The 13,447-nt window shown below is 67.5% G+C and carries 14 protein-coding genes and 2 pseudogenes; 10 read left to right on the plus strand and 6 right to left on the minus strand.

Translation table 11 applies throughout. The features are described 5' to 3' along the window. Positions 1-64 precede the first annotated feature (64 nt). A complete protein-coding gene (locus HGB39_RS28325; protein WP_247607525.1) occupies positions 65-202 on the minus strand; it encodes a hypothetical protein in 138 nt (45 codons plus the stop codon). A 175-nt stretch (positions 203-377) separates the two neighbouring features. Here HGB39_RS28325 and HGB39_RS28330 point away from each other — a divergent pair, with 175 nt between their 5' ends. Then, on the plus strand, positions 378-674 hold the full coding sequence (locus tag HGB39_RS28330; RefSeq protein ID WP_064080528.1) for a hypothetical protein: 297 nt from the start codon (positions 378-380) through the stop codon (positions 672-674). Between the two features lie 611 nt (positions 675-1,285). Here HGB39_RS28330 and HGB39_RS28335 read toward each other — a convergent pair. Further along, complete coding sequence (locus HGB39_RS28335; RefSeq protein WP_168442972.1) at positions 1,286-1,852, minus strand: TetR/AcrR family transcriptional regulator; 567 nt, start codon at positions 1,850-1,852, stop codon at positions 1,286-1,288. A gap of 251 nt (positions 1,853-2,103) precedes the next feature. On the opposite strand from HGB39_RS28335, the gene HGB39_RS28340 reads away from it, so the two are divergent. From HGB39_RS28340 to HGB39_RS28350, 3 genes are read left to right on the plus strand one after another with little or no spacing between them, the layout of a single operon-like run. After that, positions 2,104-3,009, plus strand: coding sequence for an alpha/beta fold hydrolase (locus HGB39_RS28340; protein ID WP_210753030.1), 906 nt, complete (start codon positions 2,104-2,106; stop codon positions 3,007-3,009). After that, a complete protein-coding gene (locus HGB39_RS28345) occupies positions 3,006-3,878 on the plus strand; it encodes a metal-dependent hydrolase (protein ID WP_168442973.1) in 873 nt (290 codons plus the stop codon). The genes HGB39_RS28340 and HGB39_RS28345 overlap by 4 nt, the downstream gene beginning before the upstream one ends. A 25-nt stretch (positions 3,879-3,903) precedes the next feature. Then, positions 3,904-4,986: a PDR/VanB family oxidoreductase gene (locus HGB39_RS28350; RefSeq protein WP_168442974.1), complete on the plus strand. Its 1,083-nt coding sequence runs from the start codon at positions 3,904-3,906 to the stop codon at positions 4,984-4,986. Positions 4,987-5,373: 387 nt separating this feature from the next. Here the strand turns inward: HGB39_RS28350 and HGB39_RS28355 are convergent, their stop codons facing one another. Beyond that, entirely contained in the window at positions 5,374-5,979 is a 606-nt protein-coding gene (locus HGB39_RS28355; RefSeq protein WP_247607526.1) for a TetR/AcrR family transcriptional regulator, read from the minus strand. Positions 5,980-6,190: 211 nt separating this feature from the next. Between HGB39_RS28355 and HGB39_RS28360 the strand changes: the two genes are divergently transcribed. After that, positions 6,191-7,810: an MFS transporter gene (locus HGB39_RS28360; protein ID WP_064080826.1), complete on the plus strand. Its 1,620-nt coding sequence runs from the start codon at positions 6,191-6,193 to the stop codon at positions 7,808-7,810. Between the two features lie 65 nt (positions 7,811-7,875). Here the strand turns inward: HGB39_RS28360 and HGB39_RS28365 are convergent. Continuing rightward, positions 7,876-8,297 (minus strand): annotated as a pseudogene (locus tag HGB39_RS28365) (pyridoxamine 5'-phosphate oxidase family protein). Between the two features lie 920 nt (positions 8,298-9,217). On the opposite strand from HGB39_RS28365, the gene HGB39_RS28370 reads away from it, so the two are divergent. Both HGB39_RS28370 and HGB39_RS28375 read left to right on the plus strand, forming a co-directional pair. Next, complete coding sequence (locus HGB39_RS28370; protein WP_064080828.1) at positions 9,218-9,724, plus strand: hemerythrin domain-containing protein; 507 nt, start codon at positions 9,218-9,220, stop codon at positions 9,722-9,724. An 813-nt stretch (positions 9,725-10,537) separates the two neighbouring features. Continuing rightward, the gene (locus tag HGB39_RS28375) at positions 10,538-10,765 is read left to right on the plus strand and encodes a hypothetical protein (RefSeq protein WP_064080830.1); all 228 of its coding nucleotides are present in this window, start codon (positions 10,538-10,540) and stop codon (positions 10,763-10,765) included. 234 nt (positions 10,766-10,999) lie between these two features. Here the strand turns inward: HGB39_RS28375 and HGB39_RS28380 are convergent, their stop codons facing one another. Further along, on the minus strand, positions 11,000-11,221 hold the full coding sequence (locus HGB39_RS28380; protein ID WP_064080831.1) for a DUF3263 domain-containing protein: 222 nt from the start codon (positions 11,219-11,221) through the stop codon (positions 11,000-11,002). Positions 11,222-11,462: 241 nt separating this feature from the next. Here HGB39_RS28380 and HGB39_RS28385 point away from each other — a divergent pair. The 3 genes and pseudogenes from HGB39_RS28385 (at position 11,463) to HGB39_RS40335 (ending at position 12,680) form a co-directional block, all read left to right on the plus strand. Beyond that, positions 11,463-11,864: pseudogene (locus HGB39_RS28385) on the plus strand (MerR family transcriptional regulator). Further along, on the plus strand, positions 11,794-12,018 hold the full coding sequence (locus HGB39_RS28390) for an Rv3202a family protein (RefSeq protein ID WP_064080833.1): 225 nt from the start codon (positions 11,794-11,796) through the stop codon (positions 12,016-12,018). Before HGB39_RS28385 ends, HGB39_RS28390 begins: the two are co-directional and overlap by 71 nt. 350 nt (positions 12,019-12,368) lie before the next feature. Further along, a complete protein-coding gene (locus HGB39_RS40335) occupies positions 12,369-12,680 on the plus strand; it encodes a hypothetical protein (RefSeq protein ID WP_247607527.1) in 312 nt (103 codons plus the stop codon). Between the two features lie 278 nt (positions 12,681-12,958). On the opposite strand, the gene HGB39_RS28400 is transcribed toward HGB39_RS40335, so the two are convergent. Continuing rightward, the gene (locus tag HGB39_RS28400; RefSeq protein WP_064080834.1) at positions 12,959-13,351 is read right to left on the minus strand and encodes a J domain-containing protein; all 393 of its coding nucleotides are present in this window, start codon (positions 13,349-13,351) and stop codon (positions 12,959-12,961) included. Positions 13,352-13,447: the final 96 nt, after the last annotated feature.

Raw genomic sequence — 13,447 nt, forward strand, 5'->3', positions numbered from 1 at the left:
CAAACGCGCCGTCCGATACCGCCCGCCACACCGGTGGCAGACAGTGGGAGATCGACGTAGATGCTTAGATGACTGTGGCGTTGTATTTTGCGAGATGGGATCTGACCAGCTCCAACCCGGCCCGGTCATCGAGCATGATCGGGCCCCGGGGCACGGCCACCAGGTCATGCAGCCCCACACCGGCATTGGGCTTGATGGTCATGACGACGAGAACCTGTCCTCGTCGTTGCGTGCCCGGTACTTGATACCGAGAACCCCGTCGGTGATCCTCCACGGGACCCGGGTCCGGCCGGCCAGGTCCCGGCAACACGTCCGAGCTCCCCGGCATACTCACACCACTACAGCCCCCCCACCACACACCGAGAGACGGCATCGCCATGATCAGTTGGACCCTCACCATCGCCGCCGAAGGCGGCACGACCGCCCAGACCGGTGCGGCCCTCGACCTCCGCACTGCCGCCACCGAACTCATCGATGCCACCAGAGCCTCCATCATCGAGTCCGCCGCCGCACACCGGCCCGTCTATACGCTCACCCTCGACGGCGACTGGCTCACCTCGATCGTCACCGGCGACACTCCCACCGGCGCACCCGACCGCGACCTCGCCCTCGATCGGCTCGCCGACATCGAAAACGAACTCGTCGGCCGCGACCGCGTCACCGACCCGAACTAACCGGCACCACGAGCCGCGGCCGCACGGCGGTGACGGACTCGGGCGCGCGACGGCGATCCGGTCGACGAGGACATGGTGGTGGTCACCGTGAACGGGCTCGGCCGACGTGGGTCCCTGCTCGCGGGCGAGGATGACCGTGGGAAGCCACCGAAGGGCGGGCGCTCGGGGAAGCAGCCCGTGCGACGGGCTGGGCACGGTGCCGGTTCGCCGGCGGACGCGGCACCGCACCGGGGGTAGGAGACGTTGCGGATCAGCCGGGGTGTCGGGCTCGGGCGGGATTCCCGGGATGGAGAGCAGGGTTCGGCAGTCTTCGGCATCGTGGGCGCGTGCGGTAACAGCAAGCCGCGCCCGGCGGATGAATCGGGGTCGAGTTCGTGCTGCGCCTCGAACTTCGCCATGGCCTCGCCGAATATCGCGGCGTTGCGCCCCCGATTCGACACCAACACACCTGGTACCCGATATTCGGACTCGGCCGAACAACTTAGTGGGTGCGCCGACCGGCAGATCCGGGCGTATCACCGGCGGCGCCGTGCCGCCACGACGCACCGCGGCTGCCGGTTCGCCCCACACGGATGTGCAGGGCGGCGATGGTGCCGATTCCTCCCGGAGCACTAGGAGAGGTGCAGCCGGATCAGTTCGGCGAGATGCGTTCCGGTTCGATCGAGTGGTTGGACGGAGCGTGACGAGAGGGCCACGATGACGGCACCTTCGACCGCGCACACTACGGTGGTCGCCAGCGACCGGGCGACCGGCCCGTCAACGCCGACACGCTCGAGTTGATCGGAGAGCAGGCTCTCCCAGTCGCCGAAAACTTCGGCTGCCACGGCGGGCGCCGCCGGTACCTCGGGCCCACACAGGGCCGCCGCGACGATCGGGCATCCGGCGGTGAAATCGCTGGCCAGCAGCGTGTCCTTCCACATCTGAATGAAAGCAACGAGGCCCTCGGCGGGGTCGCCGGACCCCGTGAATTCGGCGATGAGCGCACTCATCAACCGGCCGGCCGCTCGGGTCGATTCCTCGATGAGTTGCTCTTTCCCGCGGGGGAAGTTCTGGTAGATCGAACGCCGCGCGGTGCCGCTACGTGCCAGCAGTTCGGTGATGCCGGTGCCGGCGACGCCGCGCTCGCGCACCAGTGCGATCGTGCCGGCGATGAGCCGGTCACGCGGACCCGGAGCCATGGTTCCCCTCCTCGTGTTGAGCGAACAATTCTTGCGGTAGCTCGATCAGTCTACTATCGTGGAAAAAGTGTTACTGACGTTAACACCTAGTTCGCCCCGAATGGCATTTTCGGGGACGTCCGCCGCCGCTTCCACGAAGGACTTCGCATGACACCATCGACAATCCGACTGCCGGTCGCACCGCGCATCCTGCGAAACCCGGATACCGGGCCGGACGCCGCGTGCGGTCGGGCGACGGCTGGGGTTGCGTGATGACCACCTACGTGGACGCCTCGGACGGGGTTCGGCTGGCGGTGCACGTGCGGGGCAACGCCGCCGCGCCGACGGTGTTGTGTGTGCACGGGTTTCCCGATGATCACCGGGTCTGGGACGGGGTGGCGGGCGAGCTCGCGTCGACGTTGCGTGTGGTGACCTTCGATGTGCGGGGGTCGGGCGCGTCCGGGCAACCGCGACGGATCAGGGACTATCGCCTCGACCAGCTCGCGGACGACATCGGCCGGGTTATCGACGCGGTCTCTCCGGGCCGGCCGGTGCACCTTCTCGGCCATGACTGGGGTTCGGTACAGGCGTGGCACGTCGCCACAGATCCGGTGCAGCGCCATCGTGTCGCGTCGCTGACCTCGGTGTCCGGTCCGTGCCTCGATCACGTTCCCTACTGGATCCGGTCCCGGCTCACGGCCGGGCCCCGTGGGTGGAAAGACCTGGTGGGGCAGTGGAAGTCGCCGCTGTACATGGGTTTCTTCCAGATCCCCTGGATCGCCCCGTTGGTGTGCCGACTGGGTCTGGTCGACGCCGCGATCGCGTTGGCCGCGCACTTCGAAACCGGCTCCCGCCCCGCAGACGCCCCGGCGCACCGGGCCCGCGACAATCGCGGGGCCCTGGGGATCTACACCGCGAACCTGCTGCCGCGCTTGCTGCGCCCACAGGAGCGCACCACCCAGGTGCCAGTTCAGGTTCTGGTTCCGCGCCGGGACATCTTCATCACCCCCGCGAGCCAAATCGACATCGGCCGCTGGGCAGTCAATTCGCAGGTCCATTCCGTCGACGGCGGGCACTGGGTCCCGGCATTCCACCCGACGGCCATCGCCGACCGGGTGCGTTCCTTCATCGACGAGCACGAGCGGTCGAACACCAACCCGATCGGAGAAGCACGATGAGCACACACCCCGATACCGACAAGGTCGCCCTCACGGCCCGCAACGTGTCCTGGGACTGGACCGGGTTGCCGATGCACTACTTCGACGCCAACCCGTTCGCCACGCACTACGCCAACGGGATGAACATGCTCCTGCCCGAGGGTGAGGTGTTCTTCGTCGACGTCTTTCAGCAGGCACTGCCGCTGATCGAGGACGACGCGGTACGTGAGGACGTGATCGGGTTCATCGGCCAGGAAGCCACCCATTCCTCCTCGCACCAATCACTGCTCGAACATCTGAATTCCGAGGGGCTCGACACGGATCCGTACGTCGAGCAGGTTCGGTGGTTTTTCCGGCGTCTCCTCGGCGACCGGGACCTCGCCGGCCGCAAAGCCCATTCCTGGCTCCTCGAACGGATCGCCGTCGTGGCCGCCCTCGAACACTTCACCTCCTATCTCGGCGACTGGGGACTCAACGCCCGCGCCTGGGACAACGCCCTCGCGCCGCAGGTCCTCGACCTGCTCCGGTGGCACCTGGCCGAAGAGGTCGAACACCGTCATGTCGCATTCGACCTCTTCACCCACCTCGACGGCCGCTACCCGCGCCGGGTGCGCACGTGGCTGATCGCCGCGCCCACCCTCGCGATCCTGTGGACCCGCGGCATCCGCTACCTGATGTCCGTCGATCCCGAACTCGCCGAGAGGGATCGGCGCATCCGGTTCCGTGACGTCCGGCGGACCTGGCGCAAAGGCCTGATGCCGAGCCCGTGGAGCCTGGCCAAGATGTTCGTCGAATACTTCCGGCCCGGCTACCACCCCTCCCAGTACGGCTCGACCAGCCAAGCGGTCGCCTACCTCGCCTCCTCTCCCGCCGCGCGCGCCGCAGCCTGAGCCGCAAACGCACTGGAGCCCGCTCATGACCGCACACTTCCTCACACCGGTCCCGCCGTCACTGCGCCGGCCGGACAAACCCGACCGGCTGATGTCCGGCTTCCGCCTCGCGGTCCGCGGCTACGCCGCCGTCACCAGCCGGGCGCGCATCACCGAACCCACCCCCGTCGACCGGGTGCTGCGCCTGCTCGTGGCGGACCGCCGCGTCGAGGCCGACGGAGTGCTCAGCCTGCGCCTGAAATCTGCGGACGGGTCCGCCCTGCCGCCGTGGCACCCGGGCGCGCACCTGGACCTGACGCTGCCCTCGGGGAAGGTCCGGCAGTACTCGCTATGCGGCGATCCCGCCGATAGGGGAAGCTACCGGATCGCGGTCCGCCGGATATCCGACGGCGGCGGCGCATCGATCGAAATCCACGACCAGCTGCCCGCCGGTGCACCGGTCACCGCGGGTGGCCCCCGCAACGCCTTCCCCTTCGCCTACCCGCACCTGGCCCGGGCCGACATCTCCCGGGTGGTGTTCATCGCCGCAGGCATCGGCATCACCCCCATCCTGCCCATGGTCCGGGCCGCGGCCGCAGCGGGTGTCGACTGGCACCTGACCTACCTCGGCCGTGACACCGCGACGATGGCATTCCTCGACGAGATCGGCGCACTCGACCCCGATCGAGTCCGGATCCTCACCGGTGCCCGCCGCACGGCTGCCGAACTGTTGGCACACGCCGGTCCCCGCGCCTCCGTCTACTTCTGCGGACCGCCGGGACTGCTCCCCGACATCCGAACCCGGTTCGACCGGACAGGAGCGGCCGGACTGCATTTCGAGAGGTTCAGCCCCGAACCGGTCGTCGGCGGCGAGCCGTTCACGCTTCGCCTCGCCGACACCGCGAAGACCCTCGAGGTCCCGGCGGACAGATCGGCCCTCGCCGCCGTGCGAGAGGCGATACCCGATGTGCCGTACTCGTGCCAGCAGGGATTCTGCGGCACCTGCCGCGTGCGGGTCCTCTCCGGCGACGTCGACCACCGCGGACGATCGGCCTTCCTCGACGAACCAGACACGATGCTCATCTGCACCGACCGCGCGAAGTCAGCCTCCCTCACCATCGACCTGTGACCGCCCGGGAACCGGACGCGGCACCCGGTGGGGGTAGGCGCCCGGTCCGGCCACCCCCTGGCATACAGGATTCGGGGAGCGGCGCCGAACCCCCGCAATTCTCGGTCCTGAAGCGCCCAAGGGGTGATGTCGGTGGTGAGAAAACCGAGCAAATTCACCCTTGGCGAAGGAAACCAGCTGCTTCCGGCGGCGATGTCAGTTTCGCGGCGGCGGCAGCGAACAACGCGTGCGCATGGGTGGCCCGAATCGACGTGTTCCCGGGCACATTGCTTGAGCAGCCGCTGAACGCCATAGGGGCGCGGTGGTTTTAGGCGGGGGCGGGCGGGCCTGCCGGGCTGCGAGTTTCCCACTGGGTGCGGACGGGCGACAACCGGACTGTGTGGGTTGCTACCGGCCGCGTCGCGGGCTGGTCGATGTTGCGTCCTCGATCGCGTCATCGACCACGGCGGTGAGTTCGGTGGCGACCCGATCCAGTGCCTGGGTGCTGCGTTGTGCTTTCGCCAGCAGCAGGGCGCCCTCGAGCGCGGCGATGGACAGGGTGGCGACCGACTGCGCGCGGGACATCCGCACGCCGCGCTGCCACAACGCTGCCGCGATGGTCGACTCCCACGAGGTGAAGGCTTCGCCCGCCGCCTGTTTCGCCGCGGGATACTCGCCGCCTTCGAGCGCGCCGGCTGCCACCGGGCATCCGGCGGCATAGTCGGTGTCGAGGAGTTGCTGACGGAACACGTCGACGATCAGCGCGAGGGTCTGCGCCGGTTCCCCGTCCGCGAGACTGGCGCTGATCATCGATCCCATGAGGCCGCCCGCGCGGCGGGTGGCCTCCTCGGCCAGTTGCGGTTTGCCGCCGGGGAAGTGGTGGTAGATCGAGCCCCGGGGGGCGTGTGCGTGGTCGATCACATCCGCCAGCGAGGTCGCGTCGACGCCGCGTTCGCGGAACAGGGTCACCGCGCTGAGCATCATGTTCTCGCGTGCCGACGTGCGTGTGCCCATGCCCACCCTCGCTGAGTGCCGATTCCTATGCCGTTCAGCATAGCTTTTCCTGCCCGAACGCCGCGGGCGATATGTAGCGCTCGAGGGCTCCCGCTGTCATAACTGCCTGAGAGTCAGTATCTCCCGGCATTGACTGATACTAATAGTTACAGTTACTGTTCCCTCAGAAATATGCTGACCGGCATATCAGTGACGAGGAGTCGATTCCACCATGTCCCACTCGACGGTTGTTCACTCCGCCGCGCATCGGGCCCCCGCGACCGGACCGGGCCGGCGGGGCCGCTACCTCGCGCTCGTCGTGATCTGCCTGGCGGAATTGCTGGTGGTGCTCGACAACACCATCGTCAACGTCGCGCTGCCCTCGATCGGGGTGCAGCTGCACACCGATATGAGCGGTTTGCAGTGGGTGGTCGACGCCTACACACTGACCTTCGCGGGCCTGTTGCTGGCGTTCGGGCACCTCGGCGACCGGTACGGCCGGCGCACGCTGATGATGATCGGACTGGCTGGTGTCGCGGTCATGTCCGTCGGCGGCGCACTCGCCACCGACCTCGGCCAGGTGATCGCCGCCCGCGCCGCGATGGGCGTGTTCGCCGCCGCCGTGTTCCCGGCCACCCTCGCGCTGATCATCAATATCTTCACCGATGCCAGGGAACGGGCCATCGCCATCGCCGCCTGGACGGCGATGGCCGGATTCGCCATCGCGATCGGCCCCACCGCCGGGGGGTGGCTGCTCGAGCACTTCTCCTGGCACTCGGTGTTCTGGATCAACGTGCCGGTCGCCGTGCTCGTCCTGATTCTCACCCGGGCGCTCGTCCCGGAATCGAAGGCGGCGCACGTCGGCAGGCTCGATCTGCTCGGAATCGCCCTGTCCCTGGTGAGCGTCACCGCGCTGGTGTGGACGATCATCGAGGCGCCGCATCGGGGTTGGCTGTCCCCGATCAGCCTGGTCGGCTACGCGTTCGCCCTGGTGTGCTTCGCGGCGTTCGTCCGGTGGGAGCTGCGGACCGCCTTCCCCGTGCTGAACATGCAGCTCTTCCGGATCAGGCGGTTCTCCCTGCCGGCGTTGGCGATCGCGGTCGCCTACTTCAGCATGTTCGGGTTCCTGTTCATGATCACCCAGTACTTCCAGGGGGTGATGGAGTTGACACCGCTGCAGTTCGGGCTGCACTCGTTACCGTTCGCCGCGGCCATCGCGATCGGGGCGCCGCTGGCCACGCTGATCGCCCAGAAGGTCGGCACCACCGCGGTCATCGTGTTCGGCCTGGTGGTGATGAGTATCGGAATGTTCATCGCCGGCCAAGTGAAGGTCGAGACGCCCTACCTGGGACCGGTGGTCATCTCGATGGTGCTGATGGGGCTCGGTCTGGCCATCGTCCAGGGCCCGGCCACCGAATCCATCATGTCGTCGGTGCCGCCCGAGGAGGCCGGGGCGGGTTCGGCGGTCAACGACACCACCCGCGAGGCCGGCGGCACCCTCGGCGTCGCGGTGCTCGGGTCGATCGTGGCGTCGGTGTACACGAGCGAGGTCGGCCCGCGGATCGATGCCATCCCGGACTTGCTGATGACCCCGTACGAGAAGAGCTTCGCCCGCGAAACCGTCATCAGCGTGCTCGAGATCGTCCACCGCCCGACCAATCCCGCGTTTGCGCAACAGAAGGCCGACCTGATCTACGCGATGAAATCCGCGTGCCTGGAAGGCTTCCAACTCGCCTCCTACCTCACCGTCTCGGCCTCGCTGCTGGTCGCGGTCGCGGTCGCCGTCTTTCTGCCGTGGAAGCCCGCAGGCGACTCCGTCCTCCTCGTCCGGAGGGAACGCCCCGAAAAGTGATCCGGAGGGCAGTGCGCGAGCCCACTCGAATCCGGTTCCGGTTTCCTGCGTCTGGTCACACACCTTCATCGCTTGTCACCGTGACGGCGTATCAGCGTGACACATCGGCCTCTCACGTATTCCATGTCGATGACGAGGTGGTAGTCGCCGGGATTGATCGACCACGGGACCGTGCGCCGACCGTGAAATCGGGTCATGGCGTCCGCGGAGGACACATGGGTGGCGTGGCCCATGGCGGTTACGCTCCATCCGATTCGGGTGATCGGATCGAGGTCCCCCGCTTCGAATGCGAGAAACTCCCCATCGAAGCGTTCGAACCACTCGTCGTCGGTGGGGATGACGACTCCGCCCCGACGGCGGCGAAGGTCACCGGACGCAGCGCCGGCGCCGCGTTCTCGGTGAAGACCATTCGCCCCACCGGAACCGACCGCAGCAGGCGTATGCACTCGGCCACGGGGAGCACCGAGTCCGGGGCTGTCGTGGTCATGACGGTCTCCTCGGCTCGAAGGGTCCGATCAGTACAACAATCACCTCACCCCCGGGTGTGGCAACAGAGGACAAGGTCACCCCGACCCGCCGGTCCCCGAGTCACGACCGGGTCCAGGTGCACCGGGGGTTGGGTTTCGCGGTCGGCGACGGGGTGTCTGGTGTTCGCCGACGATGGTGACCTCGAACCGGGCCACCAGGCGAGCATCGGGGTGCTGCGCGCCGGCGCCCTCACCGACGTCATCCGGACGGTTGCGCAACGCACAGCACCGATACCTGTCCTCGATGAAGATCCGGTGACGAAAGATCACCGATCGCAGGTACGAGAACCGTTACCGACGGTGTCCTCGACCAGGGTGGGGTGCCATCGCGGGCCGTCCGGACGGATCGAGGTTGCAGACCGTCTGTTCGCGCCGGTTGTGACACCCCCGAACAGCGGTCGGGCCGGGGGCGGTCGTGACTTCACACCCTCGGCCTGATCTCTGCTTCACAAGGTGACCGTGACCCGCGGTTTCCTTGATCCGCACCCCTTAGGATACGCCGTCCGCAACCGTTCCGATCGGTGGATCTCGCCGATGTTCGCGGCCATCGGGCAGGGGTTTTTCGATCCTGCGGGGACGGTGGGTACGCGGATCGTGCGACGGCGGTGTCGGTTCTCGTCCTCCGTTTCGTCCGGGTCGTGGCCGACTTGGGCTGATGGTGCGGTTTCTCCGGGGTTCTTCGCTCCAGGTTTCTGCGGGGTTGCTGCCGTGTCGTTGTGTGCCAGCGGTTTACACGCGCCGGTCGGGAAGAATCCGGTCGGATGTGCAGTCCGAGGGTGGGATTCGACCGGCGCCGTTTCCCCGGGGACGCCGTCGGGTACTTGTGCGGTGAGGTGTCCCGTCCGGGCCCGCATGCCGGGTTGATGAGGTGAGGTGTGCCATGTCGTCCGATGCGATCGTGATCTTGAAGAACGATCATAAGGAGATCCGGAAGTTGTTCCGCTCCTTCCGCGGCGCGGGGGAGAACGCGGACAAGGAGAAGGGCACGATCGTCGAGAAGATCATCGAGGCCTTGACCGTGCACACCTACATCGAGAACGAGGGCATGTATCCGCGGGTCCGCGAGCTCGTCCCGGAACTCGAGGACGACATCCTCGAGTCGTATGAGGAGCATCATGTCGCCGACGTTCTGGTCACGGAGTTGGCGACGATGTCGCCCGGGGACGAGCGTTTCGATGCCAAGACCACGGTGCTGATCGAGAACGTCGAACACCACATCCAGGAGGAGGAGGACGAGTGGTTCCCGCAGGTGCGTGAACATCTCGGCCGCAAGAAGCTGCAGGAGATCGGCGCGGAGTTGCTCGAGTTGAAGTCGAAGGCACCGACTTCTCCTGCGCAACCGTCCGCCCTGCAGAAGGCCCTCGACGCGGTCCTGGAAGAGTCGTGATTCGGGGGGCGCACTATGCGGATCGGTTCGTGGATGCTGTTCCGTGTTCCGTGTTCCGTGTTCGGTGTTCGGTGTTTGGTGCTCTGCCGTCGATGCCGAGCGACCGCTGAGTCGGAGGGTGTCCGCCGGCATGCCCGAACGGGACGCGTCGGCGGGCTTCCGGCACGGGAGCGTTCCGGTGGGGACTGGGGGCTTCTCGTCGAAAGCGCTGAGATCCTGGAGTATGCAGGAGCGTCCGGATGCATCTTTGTTGACTGCCTCGAGACTGGCGCAGCCGGACACCTCGTGCCGCGGCAGCCGAGGGGAGTACCAGGGCGTGCTCGGCTCGGCTGATTTGGCCGATATCGCCGAGGTCAAGGTGAGACGGGAGAGCGAGTAGGACACCCGAGCTTGGACCGGCGGCCGTCGATCGGTCCACCGATGGCGAGAGTTTGCGGACGGTGGTCGTCGCGTTCGGGCCGATCTCGGGGTGCCGATGGCCAAGTCGGCGGCGGCGGTGATGACCGGGTCCGCTTCGGTGCTCGCCGAGACTGCCCGCGGCGGCGTCGGAGATTCTTGGCGCCTTCTTTTCGAATCGCCCTGATCGCGCAGTTCCTCGTACCGTGCAGTTGCTCGTACAGTTCTTGGTCTTCGAGCTGGGGTTGTGAATCTTTGCGTGGCATGGGTGGTGTCCGGCGGGCGTGATCGGCACGGTGTGGCCGAGATGGTTACCCTGGCGCTGGCCGGTCATTCCGCGCAAGCCCACCATGGCCGGGGACACAGCTTCCGTTCGCGCGGCCACTGATCACCGTCGGAGGAAAGAGGACACGACACATGAGCACGCCGGAGGACGAGGGACACTCGGGACGGGGGGAGGTCGGTGACGAACGCTGCACCGATGGTCCTGCCGAGCGGGCCGAGTACAGGAAGGAATTGTCGGATCTGGTCGACGATATCGAGGATCGAGTCGCCGAGAAACGCCGATCCGAGGCCGTGCCCGGTGACGCGGCCGAGCGTGCGGACACGATCCCGGTCGACGCCGGTGACGAAGCACCAGATTAACGGCTGCCGACCTTCTCGCGTGGTCGCACGCCCCAGGCTTCCCGAGTGGGTGTCGACATGGTTTTTGTCCTGGTTCGCGATCGGATCGTCCAGTGTGCCTGGTGAAGTCGGCAATTCGCCGCCGCCACTGGCTGGGGGGCGGTCCGGGAAAGCGGAGGCCCGTGGTTGTGGACGGGTATCCGACGTCGCACCGATCGAGGTCACGCTTCGGTGTGATGGGGTTCAGGTGCCGAGCTAGAGCCGTTTCCGGGCAACGGCTTTCATTGCCTCCACCGCCTCCGGACGAAGCGGCATCGACGGATTGCCGTCGAGGTGCTCGGTGAGTCGGCGAAAGTACTCGGCGCTACTCATCCCGAAGCGGTGTTCGATCTCGTCTGCGGGGCCGCAGCCATAGGCCGACCATCGCAACGCGAATTCCACCATCCGAGCCGGATTGGGGGCAGGTGCCGCTGTCATGTTCTTCCTCTCGTTCTCGGCGGGGTGCCCGGTGGGTTCGTGCCCTCTGACTGTGTGCCTTCACCCGGTATGCGGGGTGCCGTTGTGCCCCACGGATGTGGTCGACGGTGCCGCGACCGGACGCGCGACCCGGCGCTGCGCAACGGTGGTGGCGGACCGGGCCGCGCACAAGGGCGGCTGGGGCGGTGCTCGCGTATCGTGAGGCAAGAAGGAACCTTCCAAAGACCCTGTGGAGCAGCAGATATCACACGAACCGGAGCTCGCCCCGCGTTCCGGGCGGGGGGTCTACGGCATCGCGGTGACCGCCGAGCTGTCCGGGGTGGCCGCCCAGTCGCTCCGGCTCTACAACGGCACGGGCTGCTCACTCCCGGTCGCACCGCGGGCGGGACCCGCCGCTACAGCGACGACGACCCGATCCGGCTCCAGCGCATCACCCCACTCGTCGGGGCCGAGATCAAATCTGGCCGGCATTGCCCGCATCCTCGAACTCGAGGACGCCAACACCGCCCTCGCGACCGACAACGCCACCCTCCGAGCAGAAAGGACCTCCCGTCCAGAAAGGACCTCCCGTCATGACCGAGCCACTCCCGCCCGAAGTCCCGGACGCCGATCGGATCGAGCAGAACACTCCCGTAGGCGATGAAGTCGACGACGGCGACACCGACCCTTCGGTCGGCCTCTTCCCGTTCGCGACACCCCCGGCATGGGACGCCGACGACGCCGACCAGCTCGAGCAGGCGGTGATCGTCCCGCTCCCGGACGACGACCACGACGACAGCGACGACGGCACTCCCTGAGGCGTCGAGAGTGGCGGCATGGGTCCGCTGGGTCCGGGTTCTTCGGCTCTGGTCCGTGTGCGGTCCCACCCGGGCCGGCGGGCCGCGCGGACCGCTGGCCATCAAACCCCCGCCACCCCACGAAAGAATTTCTGTAGTCACGAATGTAGACATTAAGGAGTTGCCGTTGTCGAGTTTGTCTCGTCGCAAGGAAAGAGTTCACGAAGTGCGGGAGAGGATGAACTACCCGCAGAGCAGTACCGCCCGTCGGGTGGCCGGGGCGAGGGTTGTGAGTGTGTAAGGACCCGGCGCTTTCCGTTCGGCGGCCGGGCAGAGCGAAGGGCCCGGACCGCCGCAGGTGTAGTGAGTAAGTGGAAGTGCAGGAACAAGGTAGTGAAAACCCGATCCGGCCCCCGGTGCCTCACGGCGCCGGGGGCCCCGTCCCGTTTGAAAGGTGTCACCCCATTCCGGAAGATTTCCCCGACCGCAGCCCGGCCGGGAAGTTCGACGACGAGGACTACCCGGCATACAGCATGGGTCATGCCGCCGAGATCCTCGGCGTGACACGGGCATTCCTCCGCAGCCTCGACGCCGCGAAGCTGCTCACCCCGGCCGCTCCGCGGGCGGTCACCGTCGCTACTCCCGCTACCAGCTCCGACTTGCCGCCCGCGCCCGCGAACTGATCGACCAGGGCACCGCACTCGAGGCCGCGTGCCGCATCATCATCCTCGAAGACCAACTCGCCGAGGCCCGACGCATCAACACCGACCTCCAACAGACCCGCCCCGCAGAGCCGGGTCAGGTCGGCCCCGCGCCACGGTGAGCAGCTTTGGCCGAGCGTGCTCGGCCATGGCGGTGTTCGCGGGCGGCAACGGAACGCCGGCGTCCCGGAACCTGGCCTCATCGACGAGGAATGGATGCGAAACGGGGCCGGCGACAGCCGCCGGACCGGTGGCGCACGTCAGCGGTGCCATCGCACCGGGCTGACCCACAACCCGGTGGCGGGTGGCCGCCGCGGCGGCGGGGTACCGCGCACGACGACGTGGATGCGGGTCGGGGCGGCCGGCGGGGTCGGAGACCGCGGCGGTCGCCGAGGTTGGGCATCGGGTTCGGCCGCTGCCGGGTCGGCGGCTGCCGGGTCGGGGGCGGCGCGGTGTGCGGGGTCACGTAACTGGGCGTAGGCGGACAGAATGCGCTGGAGGTATTCGTCCGCCGCCGGATCGGGGGTGTGGTGGTGGGTGCGGGTGTCGGGGTGGTGGTCGCGCAGCAACCGCCGGTAGGCGCTGGCGATCTCGGCCTGGGACGCCGACGAGGACAGTCCCAGCACCTGATACGGATCTCGCTCGTTTGCCATCGCTTGTGTCCCTGCTCGCCGTGCGCACGAAGAAGGTGGTTCCCGGCGTCGGGGTGCCGGAACCACCAGGACGGGACGGGGCCCGACCGCACGAAG

Source organism: Rhodococcus opacus (assembly GCF_012396235.1).
In the GTDB taxonomy this organism is placed as follows: Bacteria; Actinomycetota; Actinomycetes; order Mycobacteriales; family Mycobacteriaceae; genus Rhodococcus_F; species Rhodococcus_F opacus.

What these genes read in the sequence shown, in the direction of transcription:
- HGB39_RS28355 (WP_247607526.1), bottom strand. Translation starts at nt 5,979, where the DNA reads ATGGGCACACGCACGTCGGCACGCGAGAACATGATGCTCAGCGCGGTG.
- HGB39_RS28325 (WP_247607525.1), bottom strand. Translation starts at nt 202, where the DNA reads ATGACCATCAAGCCCAATGCCGGTGTGGGGCTGCATGACCTGGTGGCC.
- HGB39_RS28345 (WP_168442973.1), top strand. Translation starts at nt 3,006, where the DNA reads ATGAGCACACACCCCGATACCGACAAGGTCGCCCTCACGGCCCGCAAC.
- HGB39_RS28370 (WP_064080828.1), top strand. Translation starts at nt 9,218, where the DNA reads ATGTCGTCCGATGCGATCGTGATCTTGAAGAACGATCATAAGGAGATC.
- HGB39_RS28390 (WP_064080833.1), top strand. Translation starts at nt 11,794, where the DNA reads ATGACCGAGCCACTCCCGCCCGAAGTCCCGGACGCCGATCGGATCGAG.
- HGB39_RS28375 (WP_064080830.1), top strand. Translation starts at nt 10,538, where the DNA reads ATGAGCACGCCGGAGGACGAGGGACACTCGGGACGGGGGGAGGTCGGT.
- HGB39_RS28340 (WP_210753030.1), top strand. Translation starts at nt 2,104, where the DNA reads ATGACCACCTACGTGGACGCCTCGGACGGGGTTCGGCTGGCGGTGCAC.
- HGB39_RS28400 (WP_064080834.1), bottom strand. Translation starts at nt 13,351, where the DNA reads ATGGCAAACGAGCGAGATCCGTATCAGGTGCTGGGACTGTCCTCGTCG.
- HGB39_RS28335 (WP_168442972.1), bottom strand. Translation starts at nt 1,852, where the DNA reads ATGGCTCCGGGTCCGCGTGACCGGCTCATCGCCGGCACGATCGCACTG.
- HGB39_RS28350 (WP_168442974.1), top strand. Translation starts at nt 3,904, where the DNA reads ATGACCGCACACTTCCTCACACCGGTCCCGCCGTCACTGCGCCGGCCG.
- HGB39_RS28330 (WP_064080528.1), top strand. Translation starts at nt 378, where the DNA reads ATGATCAGTTGGACCCTCACCATCGCCGCCGAAGGCGGCACGACCGCC.
- HGB39_RS28360 (WP_064080826.1), top strand. Translation starts at nt 6,191, where the DNA reads ATGTCCCACTCGACGGTTGTTCACTCCGCCGCGCATCGGGCCCCCGCG.
- HGB39_RS28380 (WP_064080831.1), bottom strand. Translation starts at nt 11,221, where the DNA reads ATGACAGCGGCACCTGCCCCCAATCCGGCTCGGATGGTGGAATTCGCG.